The 17,390-nt window shown below is 65.6% G+C and carries 17 protein-coding genes and 3 pseudogenes; 7 read left to right on the forward strand and 13 right to left on the reverse strand.

Annotated elements, in window-relative coordinates; genetic code table 11:
• Window positions 1–11 precede the first annotated feature (11 nt).
• From NHF48_RS13060 to NHF48_RS13070, 3 genes are all read left to right on the forward strand, one after another.
• A complete protein-coding gene (locus NHF48_RS13060) occupies window positions 12–1,619 on the forward strand; it encodes a sensor histidine kinase (RefSeq protein ID WP_253071359.1) in 1,608 nt (535 codons plus the stop codon).
• On the forward strand, window positions 1,616–2,200 hold the full coding sequence (locus NHF48_RS13065; protein WP_253071360.1) for a response regulator transcription factor: 585 nt from the start codon (window positions 1,616–1,618) through the stop codon (window positions 2,198–2,200). Before NHF48_RS13060 ends, NHF48_RS13065 begins: the two co-directional genes overlap by 4 nt.
• 245 nt (window positions 2,201–2,445) lie before the next feature.
• Window positions 2,446–2,928, forward strand: a complete 483-nt coding sequence (locus NHF48_RS13070) for a PilZ domain-containing protein (protein WP_263817037.1) — start codon at window positions 2,446–2,448, stop codon at window positions 2,926–2,928.
• Between the two features lie 87 nt (window positions 2,929–3,015).
• Here NHF48_RS13070 and NHF48_RS13075 read toward each other — a convergent pair whose 3' ends face one another.
• Window positions 3,016–3,501 (reverse strand): DUF2846 domain-containing protein, encoded by a 486-nt coding sequence (locus tag NHF48_RS13075; protein WP_253071362.1) that lies wholly within the window; start codon window positions 3,499–3,501, stop codon window positions 3,016–3,018.
• A gap of 338 nt (window positions 3,502–3,839) precedes the next feature.
• Between NHF48_RS13075 and NHF48_RS13080 the strand changes: the two genes are divergently transcribed.
• Entirely contained in the window at window positions 3,840–4,178 is a 339-nt protein-coding gene (locus tag NHF48_RS13080) for a hypothetical protein (RefSeq protein WP_253071363.1), read from the forward strand.
• Between the two features lie 77 nt (window positions 4,179–4,255).
• Window positions 4,256–5,212, forward strand: coding sequence for a bifunctional methionine sulfoxide reductase B/A protein (locus NHF48_RS13085; RefSeq protein WP_253071364.1), 957 nt, complete (start codon window positions 4,256–4,258; stop codon window positions 5,210–5,212).
• A 142-nt stretch (window positions 5,213–5,354) separates the two neighbouring features.
• On the opposite strand, the pseudogene NHF48_RS13090 reads toward NHF48_RS13085, so the two are convergent.
• Window positions 5,355–5,606, reverse strand: a pseudogene (locus tag NHF48_RS13090) (winged helix-turn-helix transcriptional regulator); the annotation flags it as partial.
• A gap of 85 nt (window positions 5,607–5,691) precedes the next feature.
• On the opposite strand from NHF48_RS13090, the gene NHF48_RS13095 reads away from it, so the two are divergent.
• Window positions 5,692–6,426: an SDR family NAD(P)-dependent oxidoreductase gene (locus NHF48_RS13095; RefSeq protein WP_253071365.1), complete on the forward strand. Its 735-nt coding sequence runs from the start codon at window positions 5,692–5,694 to the stop codon at window positions 6,424–6,426.
• A 165-nt stretch (window positions 6,427–6,591) separates the two neighbouring features.
• On the forward strand, window positions 6,592–8,418 hold the full coding sequence (locus NHF48_RS13100; protein ID WP_253071366.1) for a DUF885 domain-containing protein: 1,827 nt from the start codon (window positions 6,592–6,594) through the stop codon (window positions 8,416–8,418).
• Window positions 8,419–8,546: 128 nt separating this feature from the next.
• Here NHF48_RS13100 and NHF48_RS13105 read toward each other — a convergent pair whose 3' ends face one another.
• The 11 genes and pseudogenes from NHF48_RS13105 to NHF48_RS13160 all read right to left on the reverse strand — a co-directional run bounded on the left by NHF48_RS13105 (window position 8,547) and on the right by NHF48_RS13160 (window position 17,283).
• Window positions 8,547–10,223 carry a GMC family oxidoreductase gene (locus NHF48_RS13105; protein ID WP_253071367.1) on the reverse strand — a complete coding sequence of 559 codons (1,677 nt, stop codon included), beginning with the start codon at window positions 10,221–10,223 and terminating at the stop codon, window positions 8,547–8,549.
• A gap of 53 nt (window positions 10,224–10,276) precedes the next feature.
• On the reverse strand, window positions 10,277–11,110 hold the full coding sequence (locus NHF48_RS13110) for a sugar phosphate isomerase/epimerase family protein (RefSeq protein ID WP_253071368.1): 834 nt from the start codon (window positions 11,108–11,110) through the stop codon (window positions 10,277–10,279).
• A complete protein-coding gene (locus NHF48_RS13115) occupies window positions 11,107–11,511 on the reverse strand; it encodes a gluconate 2-dehydrogenase subunit 3 family protein (RefSeq protein WP_253071369.1) in 405 nt (134 codons plus the stop codon). The genes NHF48_RS13110 and NHF48_RS13115 overlap by 4 nt, the downstream gene beginning before the upstream one ends.
• Window positions 11,512–11,685: 174 nt before the next feature.
• Window positions 11,686–11,973 (reverse strand): family 16 glycoside hydrolase, encoded by a 288-nt coding sequence (locus NHF48_RS13120; protein ID WP_253071370.1) that lies wholly within the window; start codon window positions 11,971–11,973, stop codon window positions 11,686–11,688.
• A gap of 53 nt (window positions 11,974–12,026) precedes the next feature.
• A pseudogene (locus NHF48_RS13125) lies at window positions 12,027–12,521 on the reverse strand (3-keto-disaccharide hydrolase); the annotation flags it as partial.
• Window positions 12,518–13,429, reverse strand: coding sequence for a hydroxypyruvate isomerase family protein (locus NHF48_RS13130; RefSeq protein WP_253071371.1), 912 nt, complete (start codon window positions 13,427–13,429; stop codon window positions 12,518–12,520). The gene NHF48_RS13130 and the pseudogene NHF48_RS13125, both read right to left, overlap by 4 nt.
• The gene (locus tag NHF48_RS13135; protein WP_342454646.1) at window positions 13,426–13,695 is read right to left on the reverse strand and encodes a c-type cytochrome; all 270 of its coding nucleotides are present in this window, start codon (window positions 13,693–13,695) and stop codon (window positions 13,426–13,428) included. The genes NHF48_RS13130 and NHF48_RS13135 overlap by 4 nt, the downstream gene beginning before the upstream one ends.
• Before the next feature lie 132 nt (window positions 13,696–13,827).
• On the reverse strand, window positions 13,828–14,952 hold the full coding sequence (locus tag NHF48_RS13140; protein WP_253072422.1) for a Gfo/Idh/MocA family protein: 1,125 nt from the start codon (window positions 14,950–14,952) through the stop codon (window positions 13,828–13,830).
• Between the two features lie 17 nt (window positions 14,953–14,969).
• Window positions 14,970–16,034, reverse strand: a complete 1,065-nt coding sequence (locus tag NHF48_RS13145; protein ID WP_253072423.1) for a sugar phosphate isomerase/epimerase family protein — start codon at window positions 16,032–16,034, stop codon at window positions 14,970–14,972.
• A 282-nt stretch (window positions 16,035–16,316) separates the two neighbouring features.
• Window positions 16,317–16,877: pseudogene (locus NHF48_RS13155) on the reverse strand (MFS transporter); the annotation flags it as partial.
• Window positions 16,768–17,283, reverse strand: coding sequence for a hypothetical protein (locus NHF48_RS13160; RefSeq protein WP_253071372.1), 516 nt, complete (start codon window positions 17,281–17,283; stop codon window positions 16,768–16,770). The gene NHF48_RS13160 and the pseudogene NHF48_RS13155, both read right to left, overlap by 110 nt.
• Window positions 17,284–17,390 lie beyond the last annotated feature (107 nt).

A 17,390-nucleotide genomic window follows, 5' to 3' on the forward strand; every position in this document is an offset into this window, starting at 1 on the left:
GGGAGGCCGTGATGACGACGCTCGCCAAGCCCTTCGTAGAGCCCCGTACCCCCTCCCGCGCCACTACCGTCCTGCCGACGGTCGCCGACCTGCCCTGGTTGGTCGGGTATGCGCTCGCGTTCCTGGCGGCGCATCATATCGCCGCCGAGTGGGGCGGGCGCGGTTTCTATTCGCTGCTGTATCCCGCTGCCGGCTTCCGCATCGCGCTGCTGTGGCGGCGCGGGCCACGGTTGACCCTTGCGATCATCGTGACCGAGATCCTCGTGCAGATCGGCACCGGCGTGATCGATCCGCGGTCGGCGGGATGGCTGACCGCGCTGATCGGCGTCATCCGTCCACCGCTGGTCTATGGCCTGATCGTGCTGCTGGTCCGGACGATGGCGGATCGTGCGCAGACGAGCATGAGCGTTGCGCCCATGCCGCTCGGCCTCGCCTCGGTCGGCGCGCCCGCCGCCGCTGCGTTGACCGCGTTGCCCTGGTCGTTGCTACGCCCCGATCTCACCGGCGTGTCCGGACTGCGCGAGACGGTGACGTCGCTGACCGGGTTCGTCGTCGGCGACCTGCTCGGCGTCCTGCTGCTGGCACCGCCTCTGCTTTGGGTGGCGGACCTTGCGACGGGCGGCACATTGCGGCCCGGACGCCCGAGCATGGCGTCGGTCGCGGAGGCCGTGGTGATCCTGGTCGCGTCGTTCGCGATCGAGATCCTGCTCGCGCGGATCGGCCTGGGCACGCCGCATACCCCCGTCCTGCTCGCGGTCGCGTGGATCGGGCTGCGGTTCGGGCGACTGGCGAGCTGGCTGGCGATCGTCGTCGTCGCGGCGATGGTCCTGCCGCAAACCGCGATGCCGATGGACATGGGCGGGCGCCTCGCGCTGCACATGAGCCTCGCCTCGATCATGGTCGTCGGGTATCTGGCGGGCAGTTTCGCGGATGCGCAGGCCAGGGTGCGGGTCGATCTGGAACGCCGCGATCGCCTGTTGTTCCAGGCCGAGCGGCTGAAGACGTTGCGGGCGATGTCGGTGGCGGTCATCCACGAGATCAGCCAGCCACTCTCGACGCTGGCGATCGAGGCCAAGCATCTACACGAGCTGACCGTCTCGGCCGATGTCGAGATCGCGACAACTGCGGCGCTGATCGATCGCAAGGCCGCCGCATTGTCGACGCTGGTCCGCCGGCTCCGGCGGTTCGGCGGGCGGACGGTCGACGTGCCGACGCCCCTGCCGCTCGCGACGTTGATCGACACCGTCGCGGCGCTGGCCCGGCCCGAGGCGAAATCCCAGGGGGTCACGCTGTCGATCGATGCCGTCGCGCCCGACCTCGTCATCCTCGCGCAGGAAGTCGAGCTGGCGCAGGCGATCGTCAACCTGGTGCGCAATGCGGTCCAGGCCTGCGGCAACGGCACCGTGACGCTCGGCGTGACCCGCACGAACCGAGGCGTCGAGCTGGTGGTCGTGAACGGATCGCGCCCCGCCCGCCCCGAGCAGCCCGGCATGGGCGTCGGCACGCTCGTCGCCCGCGCGATCGTCGAGGCGCATGGCGGCACCCTGTCGCGCGTCACCGATACCGCCGGAAACACGCGCGCGACCATTGCCCTTCCGCTCGTTGGAGAGCCCGAATGACCGATACCGCGTGTGGCATGGTGTATGTCGTCGATGACGACCAGGACCTCGGCGCGGCGGTCGCACGGCTGCTTCGCCGTCACGGTCATGTCGCGGAACCGTTCCTGGATCCCGCCCCGTTGCTGGCGGTGTACGAGCGGGCCCCGGCGCACTGCATCGTTACCGACGTGATGATGGGCGAGATCGACGGGTTCGACTTTGCCGACCGCGTCCGCCTGCTCGACCCCGCGGTCGCGATCATCTTCATGACAGCATGGCCGACGACCGCCAACGCGGTGGATTCGGTGCGTCGCTATGGCGGCCTCGACTATCTGGAAAAGCCGATCGACGAGGACCGGTTGCTCGCCGCCATCGCCGAGGGGGTCGCCTGGTCCAAAGCGCAACGCTCGGCACTCGCACGGACCTCGGGGCTGACGCCGCGGCAGCGCCAGGTGTTCGACCTGCTGGTGAAGGGCCACAACAACCAGGCGATTGCCGCCGCGCTCGACATCAGTCCGAAGACGGTGGAGGATCACCGTGCCGCAATCGTCGCGAAGACCGGCACCAACGGCATCGCCCAGTTGATCGCGCTCGCGCGGTAATCCGCGCTGTCGATCGGACCACCGGATGGGCAAGCTTGATGTAGATCGGGAGATGCGGTCGGCGGCTGCTGGAACGTTGGCGACGGATGGCCACTCTACACGCGCCGACCGATCTCGCTCGTCATCGTCGGCGCTGTCGGCAATGCATGACGCGTCTCGGTATATTTCCCGGATTGGGTGCGCTTCGACACCGGGATACGCATTCTGGACGGTGATCCAACCAGATCGGATGAGAATTGCGCGCTTTGAAGGAACTCTCGGTTCCCTGTCGCATGAATGTCGGCGGCAAATGGTCGAACGGATGCATTCACGACGTGTCCGACAAGGGCCTGCTCGTATCGAGCAGCGAACCGCCGATCCTCGGCACCTATGTCGACATCCGCCGTGGGACTCTCGTCATCATTGGTCGCGTGGTGTGGAACGGCGGCAGCCGCTTCGGCGTAAGGACGCAGGACCCGATCAGCCTTGCCGCATTGTTGAGCGAACCCGTCCTGAAACATCGCCCCCCCGCCGCCGACGCCGACCGCCGCGCTATGAAGCGCGAACAGTCTGCCCGGCGGATCGTCGAGCAGACCGACCGTACCAAACGCCGCGCATCCGCATTCCAGTTCATCTGCCTCGCGATCATCGGCGCGGGTATCGCCTGCTTCGCGGCCATGTCCTGTTACCAGGCGCTGGTTGCTCCACTCGGTACGACCGTCGACGTGCTCGCCGGCGCGGTGAGTTGACGCGCCTGCGGTGAATGACGGTCTTCTGCGCGCCGTTCTTCCGAGCGGCGCGAGCCGGCGACTTAACGGGACGGCACTTTCACGCGGCTATGCGACCGAAGCCGATCGATTGGTCCATTCGATCATCTTGGTCGTGGCGACGGCGGTTTGCGCTTCCGTGCCGACGATCCGCTCCTGCGTGGTCGTCGAGTGCAGCGACTGGACCTTCAGCATCGCCAGGATCACCACGACGTCGCCGCCCTGCACGGACAACGTGGTTTCGGAATTCGACGGCTTGATGCCGTTGCGCGCCATCGCGGTCTCGACGGTGTACGTGCCGGGCGGGACCTCGGCCATGACGAACTGGTTCATCCGGATCTGCCCCGAAGCGACGCCGCGGATGTCGATTTTCATACCGGCCATGCCACCCATGAAGCCGCGCCGCACGACATAGATCCGCGCGCTACCCGCAGCCGGGCGAAGCGTCCGCGCGTCCGCAATAAGGGCAGGCGGCGCAGTCTTGCCGACCCTGTTGCCGGACAGCGACCAGATCACGAACGCGATGGCGGCGACGAACAGACCCCCGAAAATCACGACCGCAGCGCCGCCGGACAAGGATTGCGCCCCCCGTCATGCCGAATATCACGCCGAAGAATGCCGCTATCCCGGTGAGAACAAACCATTTTGTATTTTTCGGCCTCATAACTACTCCTCGGATAGTCTATAGATTAGCGCTCACTGTTGAGCGGTCTGCGCCGATTACTGTTCGCGTATTAGCGCGCTACATTGCCCGATCAAGGCCGCCGCGCTGAACGATCAAACGTCCTGGATCGGCTTTGCCCTGCCGTGCGCGGCTGGCACCAGCCGACTGTCGCAACGGCGCCCGTCCCGCTAAGGAAGGCGCCGCAATCATCGGGACGTGAGACAGACGCATGGCGCGCAAACATTCGAAACACGGTCCCTATGAAGATCCACAGGCCGAGGAGGACGCGCCCATCGCCATCGTCTCGTGCTGGCTATGTAGTCGCCCGACCGGCAAGACCATCGTCTGGCACCATCCCGTCCCCAAGAGCCGGGGCGGCCGCGACGTCGTGCCGATGCATCCGATCTGCCAGCAGACGCTGACCGCGAACTTCACCAATTCCGAGCTGCAACGCCACGGCATGGACGTCAAGGGACTGCTGGCCGCCCCGGCAGTGCGAAAGTTCGTCGACTGGGTCGCGAACAAGGACCCCGATTTCACTGCGACGCTGACCAAGAAACAGCGCTGATCGCAGGGCGGCGGTGCCTGCCCGCACCTCGACAGCGAGATGACGGCACACCACATTCCGGTCAACGGAGTGCCGCCATGACCAGTTACCGCAAGACCGAAGATGCCGTCGCCGCGCTGACGCCCGAACAATACCGGGTGACGCAGGAGAATGCGACCGAGCGTCCCGGTTCCGGCGCGTTGCTGCACACCAAGGACGCGGGGATCTACGTCGATATCGTCTCGGGCGAGCCACTGTTCGCCAGCGCCGACAAATACGAGTCCAATTGCGGTTGGCCGAGCTTCACGCGGCCGATCGAACCGGCGAACGTCAAGGCCAGGCGCGACTGGTCGATGCTGATCCCGCGTACCGAAGTTCGCTCGGCGCATGGCGACAGTCACCTGGGTCACGTCTTCAAGGACGGTCCGCGAAGCCGCGGCGGCCTGCGCTACTGCATCAATTCGGCAGCGCTGCGCTTCGTCCCGCGCGGGGAGATGGTGGCGCAAGGCTATGCCGCGTATCTCGATCAGGTCGAGGAAGTCCCGGCCAGGACCGAACGCGCGGTGCTCGCGGGCGGATGCTTCTGGGGGATGCAGGACCTGATCCGCGCGCTGCCCGGCGTGGTCTCGACCCGCGTCGGCTATTCGGGCGGGGACATCGCCAATGCGACGTACCGCCGCCACGGCAACCATGCCGAAGCGATCGAGATCGTCTTCGATCCGGCACGCACCGATTTCCGCACGCTGCTCGAATTCTTCTTCCAGATACACGACCCGACGACGGTCAACCGGCAGGGCAACGATCGTGGCGTGAGCTACCGCTCGGCGATATTCTACACCGACGACGATCAGAAGAGGGCGGCGCAGGATACGATCGCCGACGTCGAGGCATCGGGCCTATGGCCGGGCAGGGTCGTGACCGAACTCTCCCCGGTCGGCGATTTCTGGGAGGCCGAGCCCGAGCACCAGAATTACCTGGAGCGCAAGCCGAACGGCTACACCTGTCATTTCGTCCGCCCGAACTGGAAACTGCCGCGCCGCGCCGAGGCGGCCTGAGCGCGGCGGGAGTATGGGTCAGCCTGCCTCGCGCTGCCAGTTGTCGCGCTCGGCGAACACGCGCGTGACCTCCGCCATGTTTTCGGTTCCCCCAGGTGCACAGCGGCGCCAGCGCCTCGGCGAGGCTGCAGCCCATCGGCGTCAGCGTATAATCGACCCGCGGCGGGACCTCATGGTGATCCGTCCGCGTCAGCACGGCGTCCGCCTCCAGTTCCTTCAATTGCTGGATCAGCATTTTGTCGCTGACGCCGCGCACTGCACGCTTGAGCTCCCCGTAGCGGTTGGGCCGCTGCAACAGGAAATACAGGATCAGCGGTTTCCATTTTCCCGCGATGATGCGGAGCGTGACGTCGAGACCGCAGGTGAAGCCATCAGTCGAGGGTGAAATTGTCATAACCTGGTACTTACCAAAAGGTGCATACTTGTCGATAGGTATGCGCTCCGCCAGCTAAGGATCTTCGCAAACACGGAGACGACAGATGGACAGATTGAACGGCAAGACGGCGATCGTGACCGGCGGCGGCAGCGGGATCGGCCTCGCATCGGCCAAGCGCTTCATTGACGAGGGCGCGTTCGTCTACATCTTCGGGCGGCGGCAGGACGCGCTCGATGCGGCATTGGTCGAGCTCGGCGAGAATGCCCGCGCGATCAGCGGTTCGGTATCCGACATGGCCGACCTGGATCGCCTGTTCGAGACGGTCCGGACGGAGCGCGGTTCGCTCGACATCCTGTTCGCCAATGCCGGTACCGGCGAGTTAGTACCGCTCGGCGAAATCACCCCGGAGCATTACGACCGGACGTTCGACGTCAACGTGAAAGGGCTGCTGTTCACCGTGCAGAAGGCATTGCCACTGATGCGGTCGGGCGGCTCGATCATCCTCACCGGGTCCAGCACGAGCGTCATGGGAACGCCGCGGTTCAGCGTCTACAGCGCGACCAAGGCGGCGATCCGCAATTTCGCGCGCAGTTGGGCGCTCGATCTGCGCGGCACCGGCATTCGCGTCAACGTGCTGTCGCCGGGACCGACCAGGACCGAGCTCGCGCTCGAGGTGGTCGGCGAGGATGCGATGGCGGAAATGGGTGCCGGTACCCCGATCGGCCGGATTGGCGACCCCGCGGAGATCGCCGCCGCCGCCGCCTTCCTGGCGTCGGCGGACAGCAGCTTCATGACCGGCAGCGAGATGTTCGTCGACGGCGGCGTCGCACAGATCTGAATGACGCGAGGCTGCGCCGCTGGCGGTGGAGCCTCGCCCAGTTTCGACGGAGCTTCGAACGGGCCGAGCGCACCCGCTTGTTGCAGTTCGAGCGGGCACGGGTGGCGCTTGCGGGAAATCCTGCCGCATCCTACCCCCGTGTCATCGCATCCAAAGGAACACGCGTTGTCCGTCAAACTGCTGCTTGCCGCTTTCCTGTCCACGACCGTCGGCAGCGCCGCGGCGAGTGCGCAGGCGCTGCCGCCTCCCGTCGCGCAGCCCGGTGAGAGTGCGGACGATGCGCGGCTCAAGCGGGTGTTCTACGACAGCGACGAGGCGAGCCTGAAACGCAATCCGATCGAGGGGATCTTCCGCGGCGATTTGCGCTATGCGGACCGGCTCGGCGATTATCTGACCGATGCGTATCTGGCCGCCGAACGCGCGGCGATCGAGCATGATCTGGCCGCGCTCAAGACGATCGACCGGACGAAGCTGACCGCGACCGATCAGATCGCGTACGACGTGTTCAAGACGCGCAACGAGACCGACCTTGCCGGCTACGCCCCCGCAATCGTCAGGGTCGAGCGCGACCTGCCGATCGACCATTTCAACGGGTTCCAGACCTTCTATCCCGACCTCGCATCGGGCAAGGGCGCGGCACCGTTCAAGACACTCGTCGACTATGAGAACAACCTGAAGCGCAACGCGCAATATGCCGCGGTGCTCGACCGCGCGATCGGACTGTTCCGCCAGGGCATGAAGGACAGGATCGTCCAGCCGAAGCTGGTCGTGACCAACATGATCCAGGAGTTCGACAACCTCATCGCGGAGGGTGTCGAGGGATCGACCTTCTACGGCCCGGTGAAGACCTTCCCTGCGTCGATCCCGGCGGCCGACCAGACGCGGCTGAAAGCGGCCTATGCGGCGCAGATCCGCGACGTCATCACGCCTGCGCACCAGCGGATGCGGGACTTTCTCGCCAAGACGTACCTGCCGGTTGCGCGCGACACGGTAGGCCTGTCCGCGCTGCCCGGGGGCGATGCCTATTATGCCTATCTGATCCGCAAGAACACCACGCTGCCGATGACCGCCGAGCAGGTCCACCAGCTCGGCCTGTCCGAGGTCGCGCGGATCCTGAAGGGGATGGAGACGCAGAAGCAGGCGGTCGGGTTCAAGGGCGACCTGCCCGCGTTCTTCACCTTCCTGCGGACCGACAAGCAGTTCCAGCCGAGTTCGGTCGACCAGTTGCGCGACGGCTATCGTGCGATCGAGAAGCGCATCGGCCAGCGCATTCCCGAGCAATTCTCGCTGACGCCGAAGACCGCGCTCGAGATCCGCCCGGTCCCAGCCTTCAAGGAAAAGACCGAGGCCGGTGGCTCGTATCAGGGCGGAACGCCTGACGGCCTGCGGCCCGGGGTATTCTATTACAATACCTACGACCTGCCCTCGCGCTACATGTGGGAGATGGAGACGCTGTTCCTGCATGAGGGCGTGCCGGGGCATCATTTCCAGATCAGTCTCGCGCAGGAGAACACCGCGCTCCCAGCCTTCATGCGGTTCGGTGGCAACACCGCGTATGTCGAGGGCTGGGCGCTGTATGCCGAGAGCCTTTGGAAGGAGTTGGGCATGGAGACCGATCCGTATCAGCGGATGGGCGGCTTGAACGACGAGATGCTGCGCGCGATGCGGCTGGTGGTCGACAGCGGCATCCATGCCAAGGGTTGGACGCGTGATCAGGCGATCGACTACATGCTGGCCAACTCGCCGATGGCGCGGACCGATGCGACTGCCGAGGTGGAGCGCTACATCGCCATTCCGGGCCAGGCGCTGGCGTACAAGATCGGCCAGCTGACGATCGCGCGGACCAAGGCGAAGGCGCAGGCCGCACTCGGCGCGAAGTTCGATCCGCGCGATTTCCATGCGCAGGTGCTCGATACCGGATCGCTGCCGATGCCGGTGCTCGAACGCAAGATCGACGCCTGGATCGCTGCCGGCGGCGGGGCAGCGAAATAATCGTACGGGCGCTACCCTGCTAGAATGGTTCGGCTGGCGCTTGGTGGACAGGGTTTATCCCTGCCTCGCCAAGCGCCAGTCATGAACCGCGGTGGGGACGACGCGTGAGCAGCTTGCCCGCCTAGCGCCTAGGCCTTCCGAAGCGATTTGACCGCATGATCGGCGGCACGCGCGGTCAGGGCCATGAAGGTCAGCGACGGGTTCACGCACGAGATCGACGCCATCTGCGCGCCGTCGGTGACGTAGAGGTTCGACGCCGCATGCGCCTGGCTCCATTCGTTGAGCACCGAGGTGCGCGGGTCGCGGCCCATGCGCGCGCCACCCATTTCGTGGATCGCGTCGCCGGGGACGTGCTCGCTTTCCGAACTCTTGACGTTGGTGAGCCCTGCACCTTTCAGCATCGCCTCCCCCTGCGCCCGTGCGTCGGTCATCATCTTCAGTTCGTTGTCGCGGAAGCGGACGTCGAAACGGACCAGCGGCACATCGAACCGGTCGACCTTGCTGGCGTGCAGCGACACCTTGTTGTCGGCATAGGGCAGGCATTCGCCGAACGCGCCCATGCTGAACCGCCAAGGCGCGTATTTGCGCATGCCTTGCTTCATCGATGCGCCGAACCCGACCGGGGCGGCGGGATTGCGATACGCGCTGCCCTGATAGCCATAGCCACGCTTGAAGCCGACGCCCTCGTCGCCGCCGATATTGCGGAAACGTGGCACGTAGACGCCGCCTGGACGGCGACCGAATTCGATGAACTCCTCCATGCCGGGAATGTCGCCTTCGATCCCGACGCGAAAGATGTGGTCCATGACATAGCGACCGAGCGTGCCGCTCTCGTCGAAATAGCTGCGGTCGCTGCCCGGTGCGCGCGAGTTCAGAAGGATTTGCGTCGAGGCGATCGCCGAGGCGCAGAGGAAGACGAGATCGGCGTTGACCGTTTCCGCTTGCCCGGTCTTGGCATCGATGTAGCGGACGCCGGTGACCTTTTTCCGCGCTGCGTCGTACACCAGGTTCGTGACGACCGAGTCCGACTTGAGCGTCAGGCGACCGGTCGCGCGGGCGGCGGGCAAGGTGACGGCCTGGGTTGAGAAATAGGCACCGAACGAGCAGCCATTGCCGCACTGGTTGCGGAACTGGCATTTCGTGCGGTTCTGGTCGGGCTTGTCCTCTGTCATGTTCGACAGCCGCGTGTTGATCAGTTTGCGACCGGGGAACTTGGATTCGAGCCCCTGCTTCAGCCACTTCTCGGCGACGTTCATCGGCATCGGCGGCTGGAATTCGCTGTCGGGCAAATATGCGAGGTTCTCGCGCGAGCCGGACACGCCGATGTATTTCTCGACATAGCTATACCACGGCGCTACGTCGTCGTAGCGGATCGGCCAGTCGCCATCGAGGCCGTCGCGCTTGTTCGCCTCGAAATCCTCGGGGCTCCAGCGGAAGCACCAGCGGCCCCAGATCAGCGACTTGCCGCCGACCGCGCCCGGCCGGATCCAGTAGAATTTGCTGCCCTCGTCATAGGCGTACGGGTTCAGCCGGTCGTCGTTGTGAAACTCGCGGTTGCTAGGCTGGACATAGCCGTGCTTGGCGATGAAATAGTCGCTGTCCACCAATGGCTTGGGCATGATGTTGCGCGCGGGCACCTCGTAGGCGGGCTTGCCATCATAGGTGTAGCCTTCGCCGTGCTCGACCATCTTGCCGCGGTCGAGCATCAGGACGCGGAGGCCCTTTTCGGTCAATTCCTTCGCAGCGAAACCGCCGCTGACGCCCGAACCGATTACGATCGCGTCGAACCTGTTGGTCTCGGCCATGATCTTCCTCTCCTAATATCCTGTAAGAAACGCACCCGTTCAGAAGCGGCCGATCAGAACCGAAGCGCGCGCAACGTCCGGAAACTCGTGGTGATGTCGGGCAGGTACGGCGCGGGGGCCTGGTCGTTCTCGACGTAGAAATGCCGAACGCCGGCGCTGCCCTTCAGCTTGAACAGCGCGGCGAAATCGACCGTGCCCGCGCCGACCGCCGCCATGCTGCGATCGGGCCGCATGTCCTTGACGTGATAGGCGTAGAGGCGCTGCGACAGGCGCTCGATCAGCGTCGTCAGGTTCTCGCCCGCATGCAGCGCCCAGTAGAGATCGAGCTCGAGCTTCACGAGCGCGGGGTCGGTCTCCTTCAGCAGCCGCTCGTACAGGCTGACGCCCCCTGGCTTCGTGGTGAATTCGAAATCGTGGTTGTGATACGCGAAGCCCAGCCCCGCCTTTTTCAGGTCGGTGGCGAACCGGTTGAAGTTCGGCAGTGCCGCGGTCCAGCCCGCTTCGTTGCGATGCTCGTCGGTCATGTACGGCAGCACCACCGTGGTCGCGCCGAGCGTCTTGGCCATCGTCACCGACTGGTCGAACCGCTGGAGCAGCGCGTCGTACCCGATATGTACCGACGGCGCGGTCAGGCCGAGCTTGTCCATCGTCCGGCGCAGCTGCGCGTGGTCCATGCCTTCATAGCCACCACCGCCGAACTCGACCTCGCGGTAGCCGATCTTCGCGACCTGCCCGAGCGTGCCGAACGGGTCCTTCGAGAAGATGTCGCGGATCGTGTAGAGTTGCAGGCCGATCGCCTTCAACTGTGCCGCGGAGGCGGTCGGCACGAACGCGAGCGCTGCGACCGCGCCGGAGCCGGCGAGCAGGTTTCTACGGCTGAGGATCATGCGGAATACACCTTGTTGACCTGAGAATAGGGAAATGCGCCGTTATACTCGCCCGGCACCGGCAGATATTCGCGCTCCTGCGTCATGCCGATTTCCGACGTGTAGTAGCCGGTGACGACGAGCTGGCGGAACGCCTCGAAGAAGATACCGCCGGACGGGATCTGGTCGTTCATCGCGAGCGTCAGCAGCGCGTCGTGCTGCGCCGCGGTCGCCTTTGCGCCGGGGACCTTGTAGTCCGCCAAGCTTCGCGCCTCGATCGCGTCGAGGCCGGCGAGGATCGGCACGCGATCGGTGGGTGCGGCCCAGTCGGCGAGCAACTTTTCGATAAACGCGGGGACGCCGGCCGCAATCGCGCCTGGCGTATCGGTGGTCGGCAGCACGCGTTCGCTCAGCGCGGTCATCAGCGCGCGCTGGGGGGGCCGTGAAGACCGCGACGCTGGGCGGGCCTTCGCTGATGACGGGGATCCCCGCCGCCGCGCCCGGTGTTGCCGCGACCCCGGCTGCGCGTGCGATCGGCGCGTACAAAGCCGTGCCGAACATGGCGACGACACCGGCGAGTGCTGTTCTGCGGTCGATCATTTACCGTCCTTCTTCAGGTCCTGCGCGATCGCCGCTTCGGTCAGCGGACGGACCCAGATGTTGCGGAACGACACCGGTGAGTCGTGATCCTGCAACTGGATCGGCGCGGCATCGGCGTGCGCGGTATACGTAGCGACCTTGCGCCAGATGGTGGTGCCGAGCATCGCCTGGTGATTCTGGACCAGCACGCCGTTAAGCAACGCGGTGACGTAGGCCGGGCGGAGCAGGCTGCCGTCGGCAGCGAAGCGGGGGCGCTCGAACACGATGTCGTAGGTCTGCCCCACCCGCCGGGCCGGCGCGCGGCGTTCACCAGTGGCGGCTTCCAGCCGTAGACCGCGCCAACGGTGCCATCGGCGTAGGTCGGGTTCTGCGAGCCATCGAGGATCTGCAGTTCGTAGCGCTGCATGAACCAGATGCCGCTGTTGCCGCGATCTTGCGAACTTTTCGTCGGCGGATTGGGCGAGCGGAATTCGAGATGCATCTGCACGTCGCCAAAGCTCTGCTTCGAGACAAGGTTGTTCTCGCCACCGCTTTTCGCGCGCGAGGGGATCGTCAACGCTCCGTTCGAGATCGGCCAAGCGATGCGATCGGGTTTCCATGCGTCGAGCGAGCGTCCGTCGAACAGCACGACCGCGTCGGCGGGCGGACCGCCGGGGGTCGCGGCCGGGGCGACGATGACCGGCGCGGGGCGGTCGGCATCATGGACGTGCCACTGGCCGCCGGGCAACATCGGCGTATCCTTGAAGCCGGGCTTGTCCTGCGCCGCAACTGGTCCCGCCAGCGCTACGATGACGCTCGCCATCACCACCGTCTTCATCCCCATCCCCCTCATGCTGCGTCGATCTCGCGGTACGCGGCAATCAGGCGATCCTCGCCTGCGCGTCCCGCGATCGAATTGCCGTGCTCCATGCCGATCACGCCGGTGTAGTGTTTTGCCTTCAACCACTTCACGATCGAGGCGAAGTTGATCTCGCCGGTCGACGGTTCGTTGCGACCAGGATTGTCGCCGAACTGGAGGTAGCCGATCTCGCTCCAGCAGGTGGCCAGCGTGGGGATCAGATTCCCCGACTGGATCTGCTCGTGATACAGGTCGGCGAGGATCTTCACCGCCGGGCTGTTGGCACCGCGCGCGACCGCATAGCCTTGCGCAATCGTCTGCATGTAAACGCCGGGATGGTTGGTTCGCGTGTTGAGCGGCTCCATGACCATCGCGGTGCCCGACGATGCGACGATATCGCCTGCGCGGCGCATTACGTCGATCACGCGGGCGGTCTGGATATCCACGGGCACCTTCGGGTCCATGAAGCCGGTGACGACGGTCATCCGCGTCGCGTTCAGCCGCTTGGCGACGTCGAGCGAGGCGCGGATGTCGGTCAGGAACGCCTCGCGCTCGGCGCCGTCGTTGGCGCCGAGAAGCGGCCGCGACTTCGACCATCTGGGCATGCTGGCGACGAACACGCCCATCGTCATGCCGCGTTGCGCGAGCGCCTTGGCCATCTGCTCCTGCTCGGCCACGGACCGCGTTGCCGCCTCGTTGTCCTCCCAGGCGGTGAAGCCCTGGTCGGCGGCGTAGGCGATCTGCTCGATCCGTCCGCCGCGGCTGGCGAAGCTGCCCTCGTGCGGCGCGTAGCCGAGCGAGAACCGTGCGGCATTGCTGCTGCGGCGCTGGGCGGCGATCCCGGCGGGGACCAGCGATGCCGCTGCACCGGCGGCGAGCAGGGTACGGCGCGAGAGCGTCATGTGCGCGGCGCGATCACTTCGCGCCCTCCGCCTTCAGGTACGCGATGATCGCCGCGCGCTTGGCGGCATCGGGCGTCGCGATCGGCATCCGCGTGCCCGGCACCTTCTTCTGGGGGGGCGGCGAGATATTCGTTGAGCGTCTGCTCGTCCCAGCGCAGCTTCGACGCCTTCATCGCAGCCGAATAGTTGAAGCCGGGCGTCGCGGCGGCGGCACGGCCGACCACGCCGTACAGGTTCGGGCCGATGCCGTTGCGGCCACCCTTCACGACAGTGTGACAGGCGCGGCAGGCGGCGAACGCCGGGGGGTGAGGCTGCAGTCGATTGTGCGGTGGTCGGCACGGATATCGTGACCGCCGCAACCGCCGCGATGCTTCCAGCGACCAAGGCCATGAGCAACTTCATTCATTCTCTCCCGGATTTACTGAAGTCCATTTCTGATCCGACGCGGCGTTGGCGATCACCGCCTCGATGAAGCGCATCGTCCGCAGGCCATCGGTCACGCCTGGAAACCAACGGTCGTTGCCATCGCCGCGGATCGCTGAGGCGAATGCGCGGTAAAGGTTGGCGAAGGCCTCGATGTACCCCTCGGGATGCCCCGCCGGAGTCCGCACCAGCGTGGCGGTCGCGTCGAGCATGCCGGGGCCGCCGGTCCGCACGATCTCGGTCGGGCGATCGAGCCAGCGGAGCGTCAGCGTGTTCGGCTCCATCTGTGACCAGTCGAGACCGCCGCGTTCGCCGTGGATGCGCAGTCGCAGCCCGTTCTCCTCTCCCGCCGCGACCTGGCTGGCCTTGAGCACGCCGCGCGCGCCGCTCTCGAACCGCAGCAGTGCGCTGACGTCGTCGTCGAGTCGACGGCCCTCGACATGCGTCGTGAGATCTGCCGAGACGGACTTCACCGACAGGCCGGAGACATGCTCGGCAAGCTGGAACGCGTGCGTGCCGATGTCGCCGAGACAGCCGCCGAGCCCCGCGCGGGCGGGATCGGTGCGCCACTCGGCCTGCTTGTTGCCGTCGGTGTCGATTGGTTGGCTGAGCCAGCCTTGTAGATATTCCACCTGCACCAACCGGATCGCGCCGAAATCGCCGCGTTCGACCCGCGCGCGCGCCTCTTCGATCATCGGGTACCCGCTATAGGTGAACGCCAGCGCAAAGTGGCGGCCGCTGGCCTTGGCGGCGGCGGCGATCGCTTCGGCCTCGACGACGCTCATCGCCATCGGCTTTTCGCAGAACACGTGGAAGCCGGCGTCGAGCGCGGCGATCGCCATCGGCGCGTGCAGGTGGTTCGGCGTGACGACCGCGAGCGCGTCGATGCGCTGGTCCGCGGGCAGCGTAATTTCGTGCGCAATCAGTGCATCGAGCGTCGGGTAGACCCGCTGGGGATCCAGACCGAGCAGCGCGCCGGTGCGCGTGTTGCGCCCACCATCGGTGCTGAACGCACCCGCGACCAGCTCCCAGTCGCCGTCTAGCGCGGCCGCCATCCGGTGCACCGCGCCGATGAACGCGCCCTCCCCGCCGCCGGCCATGCCGAGACGAAGCCGGCTCACGACCGCTCCTCCGATAGCCCAAGCAGCTTGCGGATCGCAGAGCGATCGATCCCGCTGGCGGCGAAATCGTCGAAAGAGCGCTCGGTCTTGCGGATGATGTGGTCGCGGATGAACGGCGCGCCTTCGCGGGCGCCGTCGTCGGACCGCTTCAGCGCGCACTCCCATTCGAGAACCGCCCAGCCGTCATAGCCATACTGCGCCATCTTGCTGAAGATGGACGAGAAATCGACCTGCCCGTCGCCGAGCGAGCGGAACCGGCCGGCGCGGTCGACCCAATTCTCGTAGCCGCCATAGACGCCAGTGCGACCGTTCGGGTTGAACTCGGCATCCTTGACGTGGAAGCACGAGATCCGGTCGTGATAGCGGTCGATGAAGTCGAGATAGTCGAGCTGCTGCAACACGAAATGCGACGGATCGAAGAGCAGGCGTGCGCGCGGATGGTTGTCGACCGCGGCCAGGAACCGCTCCCAGGTCGCGCCGTCATGGACGTCCTCGCCCGGATGCACCTCGAACGCGCAATCGACGCCCGCTTCCTCGAACACGTTGAGGATCGGAACCCACCGGCGCGCGAGTTCGGCAAAGGCCTCCTCGATCAGCCCGACAGGGCGTTGCGGCCACGGGTAAACGTAGGGCCATGCCAGTGCGCCGGAGAAGGTCGCGTGCGCGGAAAGGCCGAGATTGGCGCTCGCCCTCGCCGCCAGCTTCACCTGCTCGACCGCCCAAAGCTGGCGCTCCGCAGGCTTGCCGTGAAGATCGGGCGGCGCGAAGCCGTCGAACAGCGTATCGTACGCCGGGTGTACCGCGACGAGCTGGCCCTGCAGATGCGTCGACAATTCGGTGACTTCGATCCCGTGCTTGGCGAGGCCACCGCGAAGATCGTCGCAATAGGTCTTGCTCTCGGCCGCAAGCTTAAGGTCGATCAACTGTTCATTGCACGGAATCTGGACGCCGACGTAACCGAGCCCAGCTGCCCATTCCGCCAACCCGTCGAGCGTATCGAACGGGGCCCCATCCCCAAGGAACTGGGCGAGGAATATCCCCGGGCCCTTCATGCCGGTCATGCTGCGATCTTCCTGGTGTCGTCGCGGAACGTGAACTGGAACAGCAGCGCGATCACCGCCGCGGCGATTGCGGGATACCACCACATATGCTGCCAGTCGGCGATGGTCGGCGATGCGGGCAATTGCGCATACAACAGCGCACCGATCTGCGATCCAAGCAGCATCCCGACGCCGTACGTGAACAGCGTCAGCATTCCCTGCGCCTGCGCGTTCACCCCCCTTCGGCGTGGCGATCGTACCGGTGTAGATCGCACCGGCGACGAAGAAGAAATCATAGCACACGCCGTGAAGCGCGACGCCGAGATACACCGCCCACAGTGACGATCCGCCATCGCCGATCGCGAACAAGGCGTAGCGCAACGCCCATGCCGCCATCCCGACGAGCAGCAGTGGCTTCACCCCGAACCGGCGGTACAGCCACGGCATCGAGAACATGAAGACGAGCTCGGACATCTGCCCGATCGCGAGCGTGCCGCCGACGTTATTGATGCCGGTCGCGCCGACATAGGGCGACGCATAGGCGTAATACATCGCCAGCGGGATCGAGATCAGCGTCGCGCAGGTCATGAAGATCAGGAACGAGCGCTGACGGAGCAACCCGAACGCCTCAACGCAGAACACCTGCCGTAGCACGCTCTCGTCGCGTGGCGCATCCGCCGTGACGTTCGGCAGCGTGAAGCTGTAGAGCCCCAGCGCGATCGAGACGACCGCGGCGACGCGGAAGATCTCGGGGCTAGCCGACAGCCCCGCCCAACCGATGATCAACCCCGCCGTGATCCAGCCGAGCGTGCCGAACGCGCGGACGAACGGGAACTTGTCGGTCCGCTCGCCAAAGCTCTTCAACGCGATCGTGTTCGCGAGGCCGACCGTCGGCATGTAGAGGGATCATGTAGCACAGCAGCAGCCAGACGAAGGTCCCGCCATTCTCCGGTGTCACCAGCGACGGCAGTACGAACAACAGCACGCCGCCGACCAGATGCAGGACCACCATCAACATCCGCGGGCTGACATACCGTGCCGCCGCCATGCCGAGCAGGAAAGACCCAACGATCGACGCGATCGGCCCGACCGAGAAGGCGTTGCCGATGAGGTTGCCGATGCCGACGGTCTGCATGACGAGGCCGAGCGTGACCGTCCAGGCGCCCCACACGAAGAACTGCATGAACATCATCGCGCTCAAGCGACCTGTCAGCAGACCACCCGACTGGGCCATGCCTGTTGGATATTGTGCAGTGTCCGCAACGGCCATTCGCCACCTCTCCGATCGCAGTTTTACTGCTTGTCGGACATGAAGCTACGGAGCCTCCAATCGAATGTAAAGGATTACATCGGATATAGATCGACACTGCCCACGAC

The sequence above is a fragment of the Sphingomonas sp. H160509 genome, assembly GCF_024124765.2.
GTDB lineage: Bacteria > Pseudomonadota > Alphaproteobacteria > Sphingomonadales > Sphingomonadaceae > Sphingomonas.

What these genes read in the sequence shown, in the direction of transcription:
- NHF48_RS13060 (WP_253071359.1), top strand. Translation starts at nt 12, where the DNA reads ATGACGACGCTCGCCAAGCCCTTCGTAGAGCCCCGTACCCCCTCCCGC.
- NHF48_RS13065 (WP_253071360.1), top strand. Translation starts at nt 1,616, where the DNA reads ATGACCGATACCGCGTGTGGCATGGTGTATGTCGTCGATGACGACCAG.
- NHF48_RS13080 (WP_253071363.1), top strand. Translation starts at nt 3,840, where the DNA reads ATGGCGCGCAAACATTCGAAACACGGTCCCTATGAAGATCCACAGGCC.
- NHF48_RS13085 (WP_253071364.1), top strand. Translation starts at nt 4,256, where the DNA reads ATGACCAGTTACCGCAAGACCGAAGATGCCGTCGCCGCGCTGACGCCC.
- NHF48_RS13095 (WP_253071365.1), top strand. Translation starts at nt 5,692, where the DNA reads ATGGACAGATTGAACGGCAAGACGGCGATCGTGACCGGCGGCGGCAGC.
- NHF48_RS13105 (WP_253071367.1), bottom strand. Translation starts at nt 10,223, where the DNA reads ATGGCCGAGACCAACAGGTTCGACGCGATCGTAATCGGTTCGGGCGTC.
- NHF48_RS13110 (WP_253071368.1), bottom strand. Translation starts at nt 11,110, where the DNA reads ATGATCCTCAGCCGTAGAAACCTGCTCGCCGGCTCCGGCGCGGTCGCA.
- NHF48_RS13115 (WP_253071369.1), bottom strand. Translation starts at nt 11,511, where the DNA reads ATGACCGCGCTGAGCGAACGCGTGCTGCCGACCACCGATACGCCAGGC.
- NHF48_RS13130 (WP_253071371.1), bottom strand. Translation starts at nt 13,429, where the DNA reads ATGACGCTCTCGCGCCGTACCCTGCTCGCCGCCGGTGCAGCGGCATCG.
- NHF48_RS13140 (WP_253072422.1), bottom strand. Translation starts at nt 14,952, where the DNA reads ATGGCCGGCGGCGGGGAGGGCGCGTTCATCGGCGCGGTGCACCGGATG.
- NHF48_RS13145 (WP_253072423.1), bottom strand. Translation starts at nt 16,034, where the DNA reads ATGACCGGCATGAAGGGCCCGGGGATATTCCTCGCCCAGTTCCTTGGG.
- NHF48_RS13160 (WP_253071372.1), bottom strand. Translation starts at nt 17,283, where the DNA reads ATGGCCGTTGCGGACACTGCACAATATCCAACAGGCATGGCCCAGTCG.